Source organism: Blastomonas ursincola, assembly GCF_013607875.1.
Classification (GTDB): domain Bacteria; phylum Pseudomonadota; class Alphaproteobacteria; order Sphingomonadales; family Sphingomonadaceae; genus Blastomonas; species Blastomonas ursincola.
Map to the genome: position 1 here is coordinate 575,234 of NZ_VDES01000003.1, position 16,683 is coordinate 591,916.

The window sequence follows — 16,683 nt, forward strand, 5'->3', positions numbered from 1 at the left end:
CCAAATGCGGTGATATCCGCCGCATGCGCTGAAACCTCTTGTATTCCGGCAACGCAACTGTTGTAAACTGAACACTATGCCCGCGTCTGCCGCACAGCTGCCCAACAGAAAGAGTCGCCTGACCCGCCGGTTCGCGGTGATGATGCGCCGAGGCAGCCTGTTTCCCGCGCTCGAGATCGGCTGCGTGCTGTTGCTGATCGGGATGCTCGGCCTGTCCTGGTGGCTAGTGAGCAGCTATCAGGGCCGCGAGGCGATGGTGCCCGCACCGGTCACCGCGACGTTGCTGGTTGCCAATCTGGTGCCGGCCATGGCGCTGCTCGCGCTGATCGGACGGCGTGTCGCGATCAGCCGTGCCAATGCCAGCGGAGAGCAGGGCACCGGCCAGCTCCATGTCCGCTTCGTCGCCCTGTTCTCGCTGATCTCGTCAATCCCGATGCTGCTGGTCGTCGTGATCACCTCGCTGCTGTTCCAGTACGGCGTCGAGTTCTGGTTTTCCGAGCGTGCACGCACGATGCTCGAGAATGCCAATGACCTGGCGCGCGGTTATTATGAGGAGGGACGGCGCGACGTCTCAGCCGAGACCGTCGCCATGGCGAGCGACCTGCGCCAATATCTGCAGCAGACGCGAATCGACAGCCCCGAATTCGCCGAGGCCTATGTCTTCCAGGTCGCCGGGCGCAAGATGAACGAGTCGGCGATCGTCGAGGTCGGGTCCGATGGCGTGCTGCGGACCGCCGCGATCGTCGATCCGGACAATCGCACCTCGTCCGACCGGGTCAGCCCCGCAATCATCCGCCAGCTCGACAAGGGCGAGACCGCGGTCGTCTCGGCCGAGGCGGACCGGATCGAGGTGGTGACGCCAATCGACCGCCAGGCCAAGATCTATCTCTATGTCGCCCGCGCCTCGAACCAGTTGGCGCTCAGCCAGTGGGAGCGCGCGCAGACGGTGCTCACCGACTACAAGGCGCTGTTCTCGCGCTCGCAGAACCTGCAGGTCCAGTTCAACATCGCGCTGTTCTTCGTCTCGCTGCTGCTCGTTGCGGTGGCACTCTGGGCGGCGCTCAAGTTCGCCGACCGGATGGTGCGTCCGCTGACCGACATGGCGGGGGCCGCACGCGACATCAGCACCGGCAATTTCGCCATCCGGGTCGATACCGCCAATCGTACGGACGAGGTCGGGGTTCTGGGCCGCGCGTTCAACCGCATGGCGAGCCGCCTCGCCGAGCAGACCTCGGCACTGATCCGCGCGAACAGCCAGCTCGACGATCGCCGCGCCTTTACCGAGGCGGTACTGGAATCGGTCAGCGCCGGGGTGATCTCGGTCGATCCGATGGGCGTGGTGCGGTTGATGAACAGTACCGCACAGCGGCTGCTGCAGACCGAGGTCGCGCACTGCCTGGGCTGCACGCTTTCCGACATAGCGCCGCCCTTTGCCCGGCTGGTGGGCGAGGGGACCGAGAAAGCGGTGATCCAGTATTCGCGGGAGAACGACCTTCTCACCCTGGCGGTGCGCGTGGTGCGCGAGCCCTATGGCATCGTCATCACCTTCGAGGACATCACCCAGCAGCTGGTCGACCAGCGCCAGGCCGCCTGGTCGGACGTCGCGCGCAGGATCGCGCACGAGATCAAGAACCCGCTCACCCCGATCCAGCTCGCCGCCGAACGGCTCAAGCGCCGCTATGCCAGCAAGGTGAGCGAGGACGATGCGACCTTTGGCCAGCTGACCGACACGATCGTCCGCCAGGTCGGCGATCTGCGCAACATGGTCGACGAGTTCTCGTCCTTCGCGCGCATGCCCAAGCCGGTGTTCCGCGAGGAGAATTTCTTCGATCTGGTGCGCCAGGCGATCTTCCTGCAGGAGGTCGCGCACCCGGCGATCCGCTTTGCCGCGGAAGGCGCCCACGAGGGCAGCGATCTGTGCTGCGACCGGCGCCAGATCGGCCAGGCCGTCACTAATATCCTCAAGAACGCGGTCGAGGCGATCGAGGCGCGGCAGCAGATCGAGCAGGACTATTCCGGCGCGGTCACCGCAACCGTGTTCCGCCAGGAACCGTATCTCGTGCTCACGCTCGACGATAACGGCATCGGCCTGCCTGCGGACCGTGACCGTATTGTCGAACCCTATATGACGACGCGGGAAAAGGGCACGGGCCTGGGCCTCGCCATCGTCAAGAAGATCGTCGAGGAGCATTATGGCGAACTGTCGTTCGAACCCAATGATCAGGGCGGCACGCGGGTGACGATCCGCATGGATACGGTGCTGCTCCAGGCCGGCGCGCTGCAGGATCCCGCTTCGGACGACCAGCGTTCCGGCACCGAAAAGATGACCACCATGACTTCGCGACCGGCCCGGGCCCGTGCCGAGCTGAGCCCGACCGCGCAGGACAAGGAAAGCAATTGAACATGCCCCTGGAAATTCTCATCGTCGATGACGAGCGCGACATCCGCGAGCTGGTCTCTGGCGTGCTGGAGGACGAAGGCTATCTCTGCCGCACCGCTGGCGGCAGTGACGAGGCGCTGGCCGCAATCGACGAGCGCCGCCCCTCGCTGGTGCTGCTTGATGTCTGGCTCAAGGGCAGCAAGCTCGACGGCCTCGAACTGCTCGACGAGATCAAGGCGCGCGATGCCGACCTTCCGGTGATCATCTTTTCCGGCCATGGCAATATCGACACGGCGGTGTCCGCCATTTCGCGCGGGGCAATGGACTTCATCGAGAAGCCCTTCGAGGCAGAGCGGCTCATCCACATGGTCTCGCGCGGCACCGAGACCGCAAGGCTGCGCCGCGAGAATGCGCAGCTGCGCGAAAAGCTCGGCATTTCCGACGAACTGACCGGCAATTCGAGCGCGATCAACACCGTGCGCGCCACTCTCAAGCGCGTTGCCAATAGCGGCAGCCGGCTGCTCATCACCGGACCTGCTGGCGTCGGCAAGGAGGTCGCAGCGCGGCTGCTGCACAGCTGGAGCGCGCGTTCGTCGGGCCCGTTCATCACGGTCAACTCGGCGCGCATGACCCCTGACCGGTTCGAGCAGGAGTTGTTCGGCGAGGAGGACCAGGGCAAGCTGGCTACACCCGGGCTGCTCGAGCGCGCGCATGGCGGCACGCTGTTCCTCGACGAGGTCGCCGACATGCCCGAATCGACCCAGGCCAAGATCCTGCGCGTGCTGACCGACCAGAGCTTTTCGCGCGTCGGTTCGACGCGGCCGATCAAGGTGGATGTGCGCTTCGTCTCTGCCACCTCGCGCAATCTGGAGAACGAGATTGCCGAAGGGCGTTTTCGCGAGGACCTGTTCTATCGGCTCAATGTGGTGCCGGTGGAAATCCCGGCGCTGACCGACCGCCGCGACGACATTCCCGCGCTGGTCGAACATTATGTCGCGCGCTTTGCCAGCGAGCATGGCATCACCCCTCCCGAGACGAGCAGCGAGGCGATGGCGGCGTTGCAGAGCTATAACTGGCCGGGCAATGTGCGCCAGCTGCGCAACGTCATCGAGCGGACGATCATTCTGGCGCCGCGCGGACGGCTGGCGCGGATCGATGTCGACATGCTGCCGCCCGAGCTGGTCCAGGGCGATGGCGGCCGCGCCGCAGGGATTTCCAGCCTGATGGGAGTGCCGCTGCGCGAGGCGCGCGAGAGCTTCGAGCGCGAGTATCTCAAGATCCAGATCCGGCGCTTTTCGGGCAATATCTCCAAAACGGCAGAGTTCATCGGGATGGAGCGCTCGGCCTTGCACCGCAAGCTGAAGCTGCTGGGGCTGCACGACCGCTAGAATCCGCGCAACAAACCGCAAATACCCGCAAACTGGGCATTGGCGCGGTGCAGCATCCGCACTATGTATAGACGGCGTCCTCCAAGCGCAGCCGGGACGGGATGTGTCGCACCGGCTTTTCATGAACCGTGGCGCAACGTCGCCACCAAGACCGGGGGTCAAAAATGACCGAAAAGGCTCAGAACATTCAGGATGTTTTCCTCAACTCCCTGAGAAAATCGAAAATTCCCGTGACCATGTTCCTGGTCAAGGGCGTGAAACTGCAGGGCATCGTTACCTGGTTCGACAATTTCTCGGTGATGCTCCGCCGCGATGGCCAGTCGCAACTGGTATATAAGCATGCGATCTCCACCGTCATGCCGGCGCAGCCGATCGACCTGGGCATGTTTGCTGGGTTGATGGGGGCAAAGAGCGCCAAGAACCGCAACCTGCAGGAAGTGTTCCTGCGCACCGTGCAGGAAACCGGGGTTCCGGTAACCATGTTCCTGATCAACGGCGTGATGCTGCAGGGCAAGGTCGCCGCCTATGACCTGTTCTGCATGCTGCTCGAGCGCGAAGGCATGGCGCAGCTGGCCTACAAGCATGCGGTTTCGACCGTGCAGCCCAATGCGCCGATCGATCTGACCGGCGACTGGGGCGATGCCGAAGGCGATGATGACTGACCTCGTGGATTGCGGGGGCGGACTAGGATATATTTGACATTTGACCGACCCGCAGACCCTTGAATTCGCGCGCGGTGCCCGCGCGGTGATAGCCTATCCCGATCTTGGCCGCCGCGGCTCCGTGGACGCTGACGCGCGTCTCGAAGAGGCGAGGGGGCTGGCGCTCGCTATCGGAATCCAGGTCTGCGCCGCACATTCGTTCCGGATCCGCACGGCGCGGCCCGCCACGCTGTTCGGAGGGGGACAGGTCGAGATCATCGCGCAAAGCCTGGAGGATCAGAAGGCCGAACTGCTGATCGTCGATGGCAGCCTCTCGGCCATCCAGCAGCGCAATCTGGAAGAGCGGCTCAAGGTCAAGGTGATCGACCGCACCGGCCTCATCCTCGAAATTTTCGGCGAGCGCGCCGCGACAGCCGAAGGACGATTGCAGGTCGAGCTGGCGCATCTCGATTATCAGGCAGGAAGGCTGGTGCGCAGCTGGACCCATCTCGAGCGCCAGCGCGGCGGCTTCGGCTTTCTCGGTGGCCCCGGCGAAACGCAGATCGAGGCCGACCGCCGGATGATCCGCGACCGCATGGCCAAGCTGCGTCGCGAGCTCGAACAGGTCAAGCGCACGCGCGGGCTGCATCGCGAGCGGCGGCAAAAGGCGCCCTGGCCGGTCATCGCGCTGGTCGGCTATACCAATGCGGGCAAGTCGACGCTGTTCAACCGGCTGACCAACGCCGGAGTCATGGCCGAGGATCTGCTGTTCGCGACGCTCGATCCGACGATGCGCGCGATCCGGCTCGACGGGGTCGAGAAGGTCATCCTGTCCGATACCGTCGGCTTCGTCTCGGACCTTCCGACCGAACTGGTCGCCGCCTTCCGCGCGACGCTCGAAGAGGTACTCTCGGCCGATCTCATCATCCATGTCCGCGACATGTCGCATCCCGAGGCGGACATGCAGGCGCAGTCGGTCGAAACGATCCTGGCCGATCTGGGGATGGAACTCGATCCGGTGCTGGCGGGCGAGGGGCTTGCCGTGCCACTGATCGAAGCATGGAACAAATGGGATGTCCTGGACGAGGAAACCCGCGACCGGCTGATCGCTACGGCACCGCGCGACCGCACGGTCTGTCCGATGTCGGCGCTCACCGGCGAGGGCGTTGGCGACCTGCTGCGCGCAGCATCGCAGGCGCTGGTCATCGGTCACCGGGTGCACGATGTGACCTTGCCTCGCCATGACGGCCAGCGGATCGCCTGGCTGCACCAGCATGGCGAGGTGCTTGAAAGTCGCGAGCAGGGGGATGACATGGCGCTTTTGGTGCGCCTGTCGGACAAGGACTGGGGCCGCTTCCAGGCGCTATAGCTTGTTTTCGCCCCGCTTGGCGCGCTGCCACAAGGCTTCCTTGTCGTCGAGCGGCAGATCGGCAAAACCGTCACCAGCGATCGCCTCCATCGCGCGAAAGCGGCGTTCGAACTTCGCATTGGCCGCGCGCAGCGCATCTTCGGCGCTGACGCCCATATGCCGGACCGCATTCACCGCAGCGAACAGCAGGTCTCCGGCTTCCTCGGCGCACTCGGCCTCGGTCTCGGCATCGAGCAGTTCTTCGATCTCCTCGCCGATCTTCTCGATCGCACCCATGACATCGGGCCAGTCGAATCCAGTCCGCGCCGCGCGCTTCTGAAGCTTCTGCGCACGCATCAGCGCCGGCAGCGCGAGCGCGACGCCATCCATCGCGCTCTCCGCACCGCCGCTGCTGCGCTCCTCGGCCTTGATCGCTTCCCAATCCCAGCTCTCGACCGACTGGTCGGCGAAGATATGCGGATGCCGCCGCACCATCTTGTCGCTGATCGACGCGATCACATCGGCGACCGAGAAATGCCCGGCTTCCTCGGCCATACGGCTGTGGAACACGACCTGCAGCAGCAGATCGCCAAGCTCGTCCTTGAGCGCGGCCATATCGGCGCGCGTGATGGCATCGGAAACCTCATAGGCTTCCTCGATCGTGTACGGCGCGATCGTCTCGAACGTCTGCTCGATATCCCAGGGACAACCGTGCTCCTTGTCGCGCAGCCGCGCCATGATCGCCACCAGCCGGTCGAGTGGCACCGGCGACTGAGGGGAAGCGCTGGACGGAACGGTCTGGTCGGTCATGAGCATAAGTCCGATAATATATATTATGTTAAATTAAAAGGCATTCAGCGGCTGGGCTGGCGCGGCACCAATATCATGCTGCTCCCCTCGACGCGCCAGCTTTCCAGCTCGGACAGAAAGTTCATGCCGAGCAGATTGGTCTCGCCGAGCCCGTCCGAAATCAGCACGTCATGATCGCGCATCGCCAGCGAACCGACGCGCAGGTCCGCGATCGACGCGCGGTCTGCCTCGACCATGCCGTTGGCGGTTTCGATCACCGTCTTGAGACCCAAACCGCCCGGCTCGATCCCGGCAGCCTGAGCTGCCTGGGTCGAGATCGCGGTAAAGGTTGCGCCACTGTCGACCATGAACCGCATCGGACGACCATTGACCTCGGCGGTCACCCAGAAATGGCCGTCCTCGCGCTTGCGCAACGTCAACGGCGCGCCCGTGATCTCCGGCGCGCTGGCGAGCCCGAGTTCGGCCGATATGCGCTGCCAGATCAGCTTCATTTCGGGGCGAAAGCTCACCAGCAGAAAGATCAGCGCGAAGATGCCGATCCAGGCCAAGGCCATCTTGATCGTTTGCCCGATGGGCAGCGCCCGCGAGATCAGCGCGCTGCCGACCAGGACCAGCAGCATCAGGCTATAGACCAGGCTGGCAGTATCGCTCTCGCTCATGGCGCGATCCGGTCCAGATCGACGACCATCCCGTCGTAACCCGGCTCGACGCCTTCGGGGAGTTCCAGGCAGAGCGCGGCATAGTCGAGTGTCTTGTCCATATGCGTCAGCACCGTATGCCGCGCGCCGCATTGCTCGGCCAGTTGCAGCGCCATGGGCAGGCTGGCATGCGTCGGGTGCTTCTCGTGCCGGAGGCAGTCGGTGATCAGCAGGTCGCATCCTGCATAAAGCGCGACCATCTCGTCAGTGAAATGGCTGAAATCGGTGGCGTAAACGATCGACCGACCCTGTAGGTCGAAGCGAAGCCCGGTCGAAAGAACCGGTCCATGCGGCTGGTCGACCGTGCGCACGGTCAACCCGCAGATCGCCTGTTCATCGCCGAGCGCGGCCGCCGAAACGGTCGCCGGATAACCGTCACCACCTTCGAAAACATAGTCGAAACGGGTGATAAGGCTGTGCAGCGTATAGTCTTTGGCATAGCCGGCTATCGGCTGGCGCGTGCGGTGAAAGAGCGCGCGGAGATCATCGATCCCGTGCGTATGGTCGGCATGGTCATGCGTCCAGATGACCGCATCGAGTGCACCTATATGTTCGCGCAGCAACTGGTGTCGCAGATCGGGAGACGTATCGACCAGGATGCGCTGGCCATCATGCTCGATGATGACCGAGACACGCGTTCGGCAATTGCGCGGATTGGCCGGATCGCATTCGCCCCAGTCATTGCCGATGCGCGGCACTCCGCCCGAAGTTCCGCAGCCGAGCAGAATCGCCTTCACGGACGCGCCCGGTTGAACAGCGCGTAGAAGTTGCGCGAGGTCGTCTCGCACAATTGTTCGTAGCTTTCACCTCGCAGATCGGCGAGGAAGCGGGCGGTATCGGCGACAAAGGCGGGTTCGCCCTGCTTGCCGCGGTGCGGCACCGGCGCCAGGAACGGTGCGTCGGTTTCCACCAGCAGCCGGTCTGCAGGAATGTCCTTAGCAACGGCGGCCAAATCCTTGGCATTCTTGAACGTGACGATGCCCGAGATCGAAATCGACAAGCCCATGTCGAGCACCTTGGCGGCAAAATCGGCGCTGGCGGTGAAGCAATGGATCAAGGCGGGGAAGGCCCCCTTCCCCATTTCCTCGGCGAGGATCGCCGCGGTATCGGCCTCGGCATCGCGCGTGTGAATGATCAGCGGCAGGCCGGTCTGGCGCGAAGCGGCGATATGCGCGCGAAAGCAGCGGCGCTGCTCGTCGCGGTCCGACTTGTCGTAATAATAATCGAGCCCGGTCTCACCGATGCCGACCACGCGCGGATCGATTTCGGCGCGCGCCACCAGCCGCGCGGTATCCATGTCGGGATGCGCGTCGGCTTCGTGCGGATGGATGCCGATGCTTGCCCAGACATCCGCCTCGCGATGCGCGGTCGCGGTCACGTCGTCCCACTCGCTGGCACGGGTCGAGATGTTGAGCATAGCGGTCACGCCCGAGGCGCGCGCGCGCTCGAGCAGCACCGCCTGCTGCTCGGCCATGCCCTTGTAATTGAGGTGGCAGTGCGAATCGACGAGCATCAGGCCGCGTCTTCCGCCGGCAGCTCGATGCGCGGGAACAGCGGCTTGGGCGTAGCGATCGCGAAATCGCTCTCGGCCAGCGGCGAGTACCAGTGCGTGCCCATCCCGGCGATGCTGCGCGCGCCATCGGGCACGCCCATATGATCGAGCAGGGCCTTCGCGCTGCCGGGGATCACCGGCGAGATCGCGATGGCGAGCTGTGCGATGGCTATATAGAGCGTCGCTAGCACGGTCTGCATCCGCTCGGGATCGGTCTTCTTCAGCGCCCAGGGGGCCTGTTCGTCGACATAGGCGTTGCAGGCAAACACCGCGCGCATCCACGCTTCGAGCCCCTGCGACAGCGCCAGCTCGCCGAACGCCTTGGGCAGATCACGCTGCAGCGCCTCTTCCAGCGTCGCGAACAGCGCCTCGTCAGCAGGCGTGTGGCCGTGCACCGCAGGCAGCGCGCCATCGAGATTCTTGGCGATGAAACTCAGGATCCGCTGGGCGAGATTGCCGAAGCTGTTGGCAAGGTCGGCATTGGCGCGCTGCGCGATAGCCTCGGGCGAATAGCTGCCGTCCTGACCGAAGCTGACTTCGCGAAGCAGGAAATAGCGCAGCTGGTCGACGCCGAACGCATCGGCAAGCGCGATCGGATCGACGACATTGCCGACCGATTTCGACATCTTCTCGCCCTTGTTGAGCAGGAAGCCATGGCCGAAAACCTGCTTGGGCACCGGAATTCCGGCGCTCATCAGGAAAGCGGGCCAGTAGACCGCGTGGAAGCGCACGATATCCTTGCCGATCAGGTGCAGGTCCGCCGGCCAGTATTTCATCAGCGCATTGTCCGCATCGGGATAGCCAAGCCCGGTCAGATAGTTGGTCAGCGCATCGACCCAGACATACATCACATGCCCGTCGCTGCCCGGCACCTTGACGCCCCAGTCGAAGCTGGTGCGAGAGACCGAGAGCGCGCGCAGGCCCGATTTGACGAAACTGACAATCTCGTTGCGGCGGCTGTCGGGCTGGAGGAATTCGGGATGCTCGTCGTACAGCGCCAGCAGCTTGTCCTGATACTGGTCGAGCCGGAAGAACCAGCTTTCCTCGACCGTCCATTCGACCGGCGTGCCCTGCGGCGAGACCTTGCCCCCCTGCCCGTCGTCGACCAGCTCGTCCTCGCCATAATAGGCCTCGTCGCGGACCGAGTACCAGCCTTCGTAGCGATCGAGATACAGGTCGCCATTGGCCTCCATCGCCTGCCAGATGGCCTGGCTGGCGCGGTGATGGTCGTCCTCCGACGTCTGGATGAAGCGATCATAGCTGACATCAAGTCTGTCACACATTTCCTTGAAATATTGCGACATTTCATCCGCCAGCGCGCGCGGCGTGGTCTCCAGCTCGCGCGCTTTTTGCAGCATCTTCAGACCATGCACGTCGGTACCGGTCTGGAAGCGCACGTCACGGCCCATCAGCCGCTGGAAACGCGCGATGACATCGGCGGCGATCGCCTCATAGGCGTGGCCGATATGCGGGCGACCATTGGGATAGCTGATCGCGGTGGTGATATAATAAGGTTCGCCCATGGCGGTGATGTCTGCCGTTTCTAGTCGAGGTTGGCCGGTAATGAGCGCCTATCTAGGCGGGGCCAGCCGTGCCAGCAAGCTGCCAATTTGGAACGCCACGGCCGAGGCATCCAGATTGAGCACCACCGCGCGCGAGGCGAGCGCCCCGATCTCCTGCCAGGCCGCGATCGCGCCCGGCAGCCGCTCGTCGCGCAGATCGCGAATGCGCCGGGCGGCGAAACGCGGCGCATAGGCGAGCAGCGCCTGGAACCTGTCGCGATTGGCTTTGTTCGCCACCAGGGCGCCCAGTGCCAGCCGCGCCCGATGTGTGCTGTCGCCATGATCCGCAATCTCGCTGAGCAGCACATCGATCTTCGCCATGTCGAGTCCGGCAAAGCTCAGCGCCTGCCCCGGCGCCCCCTGGCCCAGCCGCACCAGCGCCGCAATCTCGCCCTCGGGCAATTCGGGCCGCGCGGCGCGCAAGGCTCCCGCCATATTGGCATCGTCGAGCGCGGGAAAATCGAGCACCAGGCAACGCGAGCGGATCGTCGGCAGCAGGCGGCCCGGATTGTGCGCGATCAACAGGAACACCGTGTCCGCAGGCGGCTCTTCAAGGCTCTTGAGCAGCGCATTGGCCGCGTTGCGCTCCATCAGATCGGCGGAGTCGAAGATGATCACCCGGCGATCGGCCAGGCTGGGGCGGACGGTGAGCCGCTTCTGCAAGGACCGGATCTGGTCGACCTTGATGTTGCGCGCGGTCTCGAACGGCTTGCCGTCCTCGGCCTTGCGCGCCTCCTTGTCGTCCTTGGGCCCCAGCGTGATGTAATGGCAGTCGGGGTGCTTGTCCTGCAGCAGCAGTCGCCCCGACGGGCTATCCATATCTCCATCGAAATGGTCGCCCCGATGATCGGGCGAGCGCGTCAGCAGATGCGCGGCGGCTGCGAGCGCGAAGCTGCGCTTGCCGATGCCTTCGGGCCCGGCGAGCAGCCAGCCATGGTGCAGCCGACACGCCTGGAATGCGCGCAGCAGCGTCGTTTCCGGCTCGGCATGGCCCTTCCAGTGTGCGGTCGAAGCCTTCATGACGTCATGCCATCAATGGCTGCAAGGTCGTAACGATGCGCGCGTGCACCTCGTCTGCAGCGCCGCTGGCGTCGATGATACGAAAGCGCTGGGGCTCGGCCTCGGCTAAGGCGCGGAAAGCGGCGACAACGCTGGCGTGATAACCTGCATCGCGCCCGCCGATCCGGTCGCTGTTCGCGCCGTCACGGGCCGTGGCGCGCCGGGCCGCCTCGTCGGCGGGCAATTCGAGCAGGATCGTGCAATCGGGCATAAAGCCCTCCGAACCGAAGCGATGGAGCGACAGGATCGCCTCGTCGCCGAGCCCGCCCGCCACGCCCTGATAGGCGCGGCTGCTGTCGACGAACCGGTCGGAGATGACCCAGCCGCCCGCCTCGACCGCCGGGCGGATCAGCCTTGCGACATGGTCGGCGCGCGCTGCAGCGAACAGCAAGGCCTCGCTGCGCGCGTTCCAGCGATCCGTGCCGCCTTCGAGCAGCAACGTCCGGATCGCCTCTGCGCTTTCCGTGCCGCCCGGTTCGCGGGTGACGGTGACGTCAAGACCCTGGCCTTTCACCCAATCGGCGAGCAGGCGAATCTGGGTGGATTTTCCCACCGCCTCGCCGCCCTCGATCGAGATGAAGCGCCCCCGCATCGCCGGTCAGGCGCCGAAGAAAGAGAGGATACCGGCCCAGATGCGTCCGAAAAAGCCGGCTTCCTCGACCGCCTCGCCCGCGACCAGCGGCATCACCTGGCGCTGCATGTCGGGGGCGGACACGATCAGGCTGGCGACCTGCTGGCCCTTGGCGATCGGCGCCTTGAGCGGGCCCTGATAAACGACCTTGAGCGAGACCTTGTCGGTATCGGCCGTGCGCGGCAGCGTCAGCGCCAGGTCGCGCGGCGCGACGAGCGGCAGTTCGCGCATACTGCCCTGCTGCACCGGCGCGGTATCGACGGTCTTGCCCTTGGTGAAAAGCGGCACCGACTTCCACGCCTTGAAGCCCCAGTTCATGAAGCGCACCGATTCATCGACCCGGCCGTTGAAGCTGTCGAGACCTGCGACGACCATGACCAGACGGCGGCCATTCTGTTCGGCCGAGCCGGTAAAGCCATAGCCCGCCTCGTCGGTATGCCCGGTCTTCAGGCCGTCGGCTCCCGCCACCTTGCCGAGCAGCGGATCGCGGTTGGGCTGGGTGATCCCGTTCCAGGTAAAGCTGCCCTTGGAATAGAAGCGCTTGTACAGCTTGGGATGGTTGCGAATCGTCGCGGTGGCGAGCGTCGCCAGATCGCGCGCTGTCACCTGGGTCACGCCCTCGTCGGGCCAGCCGTTGCTGTTGCCGAAGCGGCTGTTGGCAAGGCCGATTTCCTTCGCCTTCTTGTTCATCATGTCGACGAACGCCTCTTCGGATCCGGCAATGCCTTCGGCGAGCACGACACAGGCATCATTGCCGGAAAGCGTGACGATGCCGTCGAGCAGGTCGGCGACGGTGACCTTGCTGCCGACCGCCAGGAACATGCTCGACCCCTGGTTATTCCATTTCTTCCAGGTTTCGGCGGAGACCGGCAGCGTCTGGTCGAGCTTCAGCTCGCCCTTCTTGATCAGGTCGAAAGCGACATAGACCGTCATCATCTTGGCCATCGATGCGGGCGGAATCTGCTTGTCGGCATCGCGCGAGAACAGCACCGCACCCGAGGACAGGTCGGTCATATAGGCGATGGGGGCTTCGGAGACATAAGAGGGGGCGGCAGCCGCCAGCGGCGTCGCCAGTAGCGAAAACAGGGTGAGACCGATAATCGGGGTTTTCATGCGGTATCCATGGTGTGCGTGTTGCAGGGACGCAGGCCTTTGACTGGCCCGTCTGTGTCAGCGACCGGAGTCCTGCTGAATCTGTACCCCCTGATAGCCTTTGCGACGCGCCAGCGTAACCCCCTGCTGCGCGGCATTTGCATCAGGATAGGGACCATAGCGGACACGAAACAGCTTGCCATCGGCGCTCGCGACGGTCTTGGCGCCGATCCGCCTGGCCAGTTCGTCAGCCCGCGCCTTGGAAGAGAAGGATGCGACCTGGACGAAATAGGAGCCGGCCGACGCCGCTGCTGGCGGCGCAGCAGGCGCGGGGGCGAGCGTCGCGCGATTGTCGCCGGTGCTGTTCTCGGCCATCTGCGGCCGGCCGCCCCTGCCCCCCTTTTCGCCCTCGACGATGAAGCGGTCACTGCCCTGGGTGCGGGGGGTCGGGGATGGCAGCTGCGCGGCCGGTTTGGCAGCCGCTGCTGCCGGTCCTGCGGGGGTTCGCGAGCCCGGTGCGGGCTTGATTTCGGGGCTGGCCTTGGTGCCTGCGTCTGCCACGACGGGTGCCGGCGCGGCATCTGCCGCCGGGATCGACGCCAGATTGGCCGGCTTTGGCTTGCCTTCGAGCTTGCGGCGCAGCGGCACCAGCAGCGATTCGGGCGTATCCATCCGCGCCGCGACTTCCTGGCCCTGGCGCAGCCTCGCGCGCTCGGCCTCGGGCGGATTGACCCGGCGAACGCGCACGGCAAACGACCCCTGCCCCAGCACGCCCAGCTGGCGCGCTGCGCCCTGCGACAGATCGAGCAGACGCTCGGGCGCTGCCGGTCCGCGATCGTTGAGCCGGACCAGGATGGTCTTGCCGGTATCGAGTGCGGTTACCTCGACATAGCTGGGCAGCGGCAACGTGCGATGCGCGCCGCTGATCGCTTCGGGGTTGAACGTTTCGCCATTGGCGGTGCTGCGCCCGCCCAGCTCCTGCCCGTACCAGCTGGCATAGCCGGTCTCATCATAATTGAAGGCATCGCTCGGCGTGTAGGTGATGCCGCCGAGCTGATACGGCTCGCCCAGCTTCACCGGATAGTCGGTGACGCCGCCCGCTGTCTTGGGCGGCGCGGTCTCGAGGCTGCGCGTGACGGTGCTGCCCCCGCCGCATCCGGTCAGCGCGAGGCTGAGCCCTGCGCTCACGATCATCCAGTTCCTCATCCCGCTTCCCCCTTTTGCCCGGCCGATCAGTTGCGCACGCCGTCTGCCAGCAATCCTACCGACATCGCATAGTAATTGGAGCAATTATAGTCGAGGATCGCCCGATAGTTGCGCGTCAGAAGATAGCCCTGCGCATCGAGGCCCGGCGTCAGCAGCAGCGAGGCCTTGATCTTGTCGTCGCCGGGCCACACGCCGCCGCGCGGCACCACGCCCAGCGCCTTCCATTCGCGGAGCGTCTTCCACTCGCTATGCCGTTCGATGGCGCGCGCGCACTTGGTCACGGTCTCGCGATTGGTAATGGCGGCCGGGTTTATCGTGGAAGGAATCGAGACGGCAAAGCCCCAGGGTTCGCCGCGTTGCCAGCCGGCCGCGACCATGTAATTGGCGATCGAGGCAAAGGCATCCGCACGGCTCGACCAGATTTCCGCCTTGCCGTCGCCGTCGCCGTCCTTGGCAAGCTTGAGATAGACCGAGGGCAGAAATTGCGGATAGCCGAAAGCGCCGGCATAGCTGCCGCGCAGCACCGACCTTGGCACGCCCAGATCGACCATCTTGAGCACCGCGATCAGCTCGCCCTCGAACAGGTCGCGCCTGCGCCCTTCATAAGCCAGCGTCGCGAGCGCGCGCGGCAGGTCGGTCTTGCCCAGCAGCGTGCCATAGTTGGTTTCATGCCCGAAGATTGCGACCATGATCGAGGCTGGCACCCCCGTCTTCTGCTCGATCGCGACCAGCCGGGCGGCCTCGTCGGCATAGACCTGCTGGCCCTGGCGAATCTTGGCGGCGTTGATGCGCTTGGCCATTTCGGGACCGAATGAGGGAAAGCTCTGTCCGGGCAGAGTCGGCGCGAAACGGCGATCGAGCGCGGCCACGCTTTCGTCGAAGCTCAGCGTCGGCAGCACGGCATCGATCGTCCGCTGCGACACGCCCTCGCGCCGCGCGCGGGCGGCGACACTGTCGAGATAGCGCTGGAAACCCTGGGTCTGCGCTGCCTTCGCCTCCGCGCCCGGTAACGGCTGGACGATCTCGCGCTGCGCCGTACTGGGACTGCCGCAGGCGAGCAGCGCAGCGGTGCTGATGACGGCGCATGCGCGCACCGCAGCCGAGTGTACGATATTGAAATTCATGCGATACTCCCAGGGGCGGTTGTGCCACCAAGCCGGTGCGGGGGAAAGGGCACAGATCATGCACCCATCCCGCCATGGCCACGCTTGACCGGCGCTGAACCACGCGGGCATGCTGCCCGCAAGTTTCGCTTTCCAGATTTTACCACCTCGGCTAACAACCGTGCCGCACACCGGGCCCGCACTGGCGCGCCTGGCGCTGTCTGTGGAAGAGTGTCCGAGTGGTTTAAGGAACCGGTCTTGAAAACCGGCGAGGGTGCAAGCTCTCCGTGGGTTCGAATCCCACCTCTTCCGCCAGCCGCCGCAAGCCTTATTCCGGACGCGAGACCCACCACCTCCAATCGGCCATGATGGGGGCATGGTCCATGTTGTAACGTCCAAGTTGCGGCTTGATGTCGGCGATATCTCGGCTTGGCGGCGTAGACTGTGCCGGGCTGAACGACCAGGCTGAGGGCATTGCCACATCGCTGTCCCGTGATTAGACCCCGGCGATGGCATTGCGCGCCGCCCGGTTCAGATTTTCGAACCTGCTGGGATTGTCGGGCTCCTTGCGGTCTATCTGCGCGCTAGCGCTTCGCCACAACTGGGCGAGCCGGGATGGATGCCATGCCTTCGTGCTGCGTCCGGGCTGCACACACGAGCTCTTCAACATGTGCGGCCGGAGCACCTAGCCCGGTCAGCCCCATGAGCAGCATGTCGCCTAGCCGATCCGCGGCGACCTGGCGCGAAGGGCGCGTCTCGACAAGGTGCATCATCAACACCTGGCAAAGGCCGAGCCAGTAGAGCACGCCCGATTGGCGCGCCTCCGGCTGGAGCAGGCCCTGTTCCAGCGCCGCTTCGATATCGTCACTGAGCCCGCGGTTCAGCGGATGCGACTGGTTGGTGGCGGGCACCTGACTGCGCAGCAGCACCATCGCCCGGCGCGGCTGTTCGACTGCGAAACGCGCGGCCACGGCCATCCCTCCGGCGATGCGCGCGACGGGATCGCTCACGCCTGCATTGGCGCGCGCCACCTCCGCCTCCACCTCCAGCCGCACCTCGGCGGCCACGGCGGCGGCGAAATCGTGCTTGTCCTTGAAGTGGTTGAAGAAACTGCCCTTCGCGACCCCCGCCCGTGCAACAAAATCGTCAATCGGAATGGCATCGATCGGACGATCGACCATGAGATCGAGCCCCGCAGCGATGAGAGCCACGC

The 16,683-nt window shown here is 64.9% G+C and carries 15 protein-coding genes and 1 tRNA gene; 5 read left to right on the plus strand and 11 right to left on the minus strand.

Annotated elements, in window-relative coordinates:
* Positions 1-139 precede the first annotated feature (139 nt).
* From FG486_RS16625 to hflX, 4 genes are all read left to right on the plus strand, one after another.
* Entirely contained in the window at positions 140-2,401 is a 2,262-nt protein-coding gene (locus tag FG486_RS16625; protein WP_231750238.1) for a sensor histidine kinase, read from the plus strand.
* Positions 2,402-2,403: 2 nt separating this feature from the next.
* Positions 2,404-3,768: a nitrogen assimilation response regulator NtrX gene (gene ntrX / locus FG486_RS16630; protein ID WP_060979110.1), complete on the plus strand. Its 1,365-nt coding sequence runs from the start codon at positions 2,404-2,406 to the stop codon at positions 3,766-3,768.
* 128 nt (positions 3,769-3,896) lie between these two features.
* Positions 3,897-4,430, plus strand: a complete 534-nt coding sequence (hfq, locus tag FG486_RS16635) for an RNA chaperone Hfq (protein ID WP_273301305.1) — start codon at positions 3,897-3,899, stop codon at positions 4,428-4,430.
* Positions 4,431-4,470: 40 nt separating this feature from the next.
* The gene (gene hflX / locus FG486_RS16640) at positions 4,471-5,778 is read left to right on the plus strand and encodes a GTPase HflX (protein WP_181268356.1); all 1,308 of its coding nucleotides are present in this window, start codon (positions 4,471-4,473) and stop codon (positions 5,776-5,778) included.
* On the opposite strand, the gene mazG is transcribed toward hflX, so the two are convergent.
* From mazG to FG486_RS16690, 10 genes are read right to left on the minus strand one after another with little or no spacing between them, the layout of a single operon-like run.
* Positions 5,773-6,567 carry a nucleoside triphosphate pyrophosphohydrolase gene (gene mazG, locus FG486_RS16645; protein WP_181268357.1) on the minus strand — a complete coding sequence of 265 codons (795 nt, stop codon included), beginning with the start codon at positions 6,565-6,567 and terminating at the stop codon, positions 5,773-5,775. The two genes, hflX and mazG, sit on opposite strands and share 6 nt — an antisense overlap.
* A gap of 44 nt (positions 6,568-6,611) precedes the next feature.
* Positions 6,612-7,226 (minus strand): retropepsin-like aspartic protease family protein, encoded by a 615-nt coding sequence (locus FG486_RS16650; RefSeq protein ID WP_181268358.1) that lies wholly within the window; start codon positions 7,224-7,226, stop codon positions 6,612-6,614.
* A complete protein-coding gene (locus FG486_RS16655; protein WP_181268359.1) occupies positions 7,223-8,002 on the minus strand; it encodes an MBL fold metallo-hydrolase in 780 nt (259 codons plus the stop codon). Before FG486_RS16655 ends, FG486_RS16650 begins: the two co-directional genes overlap by 4 nt.
* Positions 7,999-8,778 (minus strand): TatD family hydrolase, encoded by a 780-nt coding sequence (locus FG486_RS16660; RefSeq protein ID WP_181268360.1) that lies wholly within the window; start codon positions 8,776-8,778, stop codon positions 7,999-8,001. The genes FG486_RS16655 and FG486_RS16660 overlap by 4 nt, the downstream gene beginning before the upstream one ends.
* Entirely contained in the window at positions 8,778-10,340 is a 1,563-nt protein-coding gene (gene metG, locus FG486_RS16665) for a methionine--tRNA ligase (RefSeq protein WP_181268361.1), read from the minus strand. Before metG ends, FG486_RS16660 begins: the two co-directional genes overlap by 1 nt.
* A gap of 48 nt (positions 10,341-10,388) precedes the next feature.
* Positions 10,389-11,399, minus strand: a complete 1,011-nt coding sequence (locus FG486_RS16670; RefSeq protein WP_066284959.1) for a hypothetical protein — start codon at positions 11,397-11,399, stop codon at positions 10,389-10,391.
* Positions 11,400-11,403: 4 nt separating this feature from the next.
* The gene (gene tmk / locus FG486_RS16675; RefSeq protein ID WP_181268362.1) at positions 11,404-12,030 is read right to left on the minus strand and encodes a dTMP kinase; all 627 of its coding nucleotides are present in this window, start codon (positions 12,028-12,030) and stop codon (positions 11,404-11,406) included.
* Between the two features lie 6 nt (positions 12,031-12,036).
* Complete coding sequence (locus FG486_RS16680) at positions 12,037-13,182, minus strand: D-alanyl-D-alanine carboxypeptidase family protein (RefSeq protein ID WP_137776218.1); 1,146 nt, start codon at positions 13,180-13,182, stop codon at positions 12,037-12,039.
* Positions 13,183-13,239: 57 nt separating this feature from the next.
* Positions 13,240-14,367, minus strand: a complete 1,128-nt coding sequence (locus FG486_RS16685) for a septal ring lytic transglycosylase RlpA family protein (protein WP_241695861.1) — start codon at positions 14,365-14,367, stop codon at positions 13,240-13,242.
* Positions 14,368-14,393: 26 nt separating this feature from the next.
* Complete coding sequence (locus tag FG486_RS16690) at positions 14,394-15,491, minus strand: lytic murein transglycosylase (RefSeq protein ID WP_181268363.1); 1,098 nt, start codon at positions 15,489-15,491, stop codon at positions 14,394-14,396.
* A gap of 204 nt (positions 15,492-15,695) precedes the next feature.
* On the opposite strand from FG486_RS16690, the gene FG486_RS16695 reads away from it, so the two are divergent.
* Positions 15,696-15,785, plus strand: a tRNA-Ser gene (locus FG486_RS16695).
* Between the two features lie 269 nt (positions 15,786-16,054).
* On the opposite strand, the gene FG486_RS16700 is transcribed toward FG486_RS16695, so the two are convergent.
* Positions 16,055-16,681 carry a TetR family transcriptional regulator gene (locus FG486_RS16700; protein WP_181268364.1) on the minus strand — a complete coding sequence of 209 codons (627 nt, stop codon included), beginning with the start codon at positions 16,679-16,681 and terminating at the stop codon, positions 16,055-16,057.
* Between the last annotated feature and the right edge of the window lie 2 nt (positions 16,682-16,683).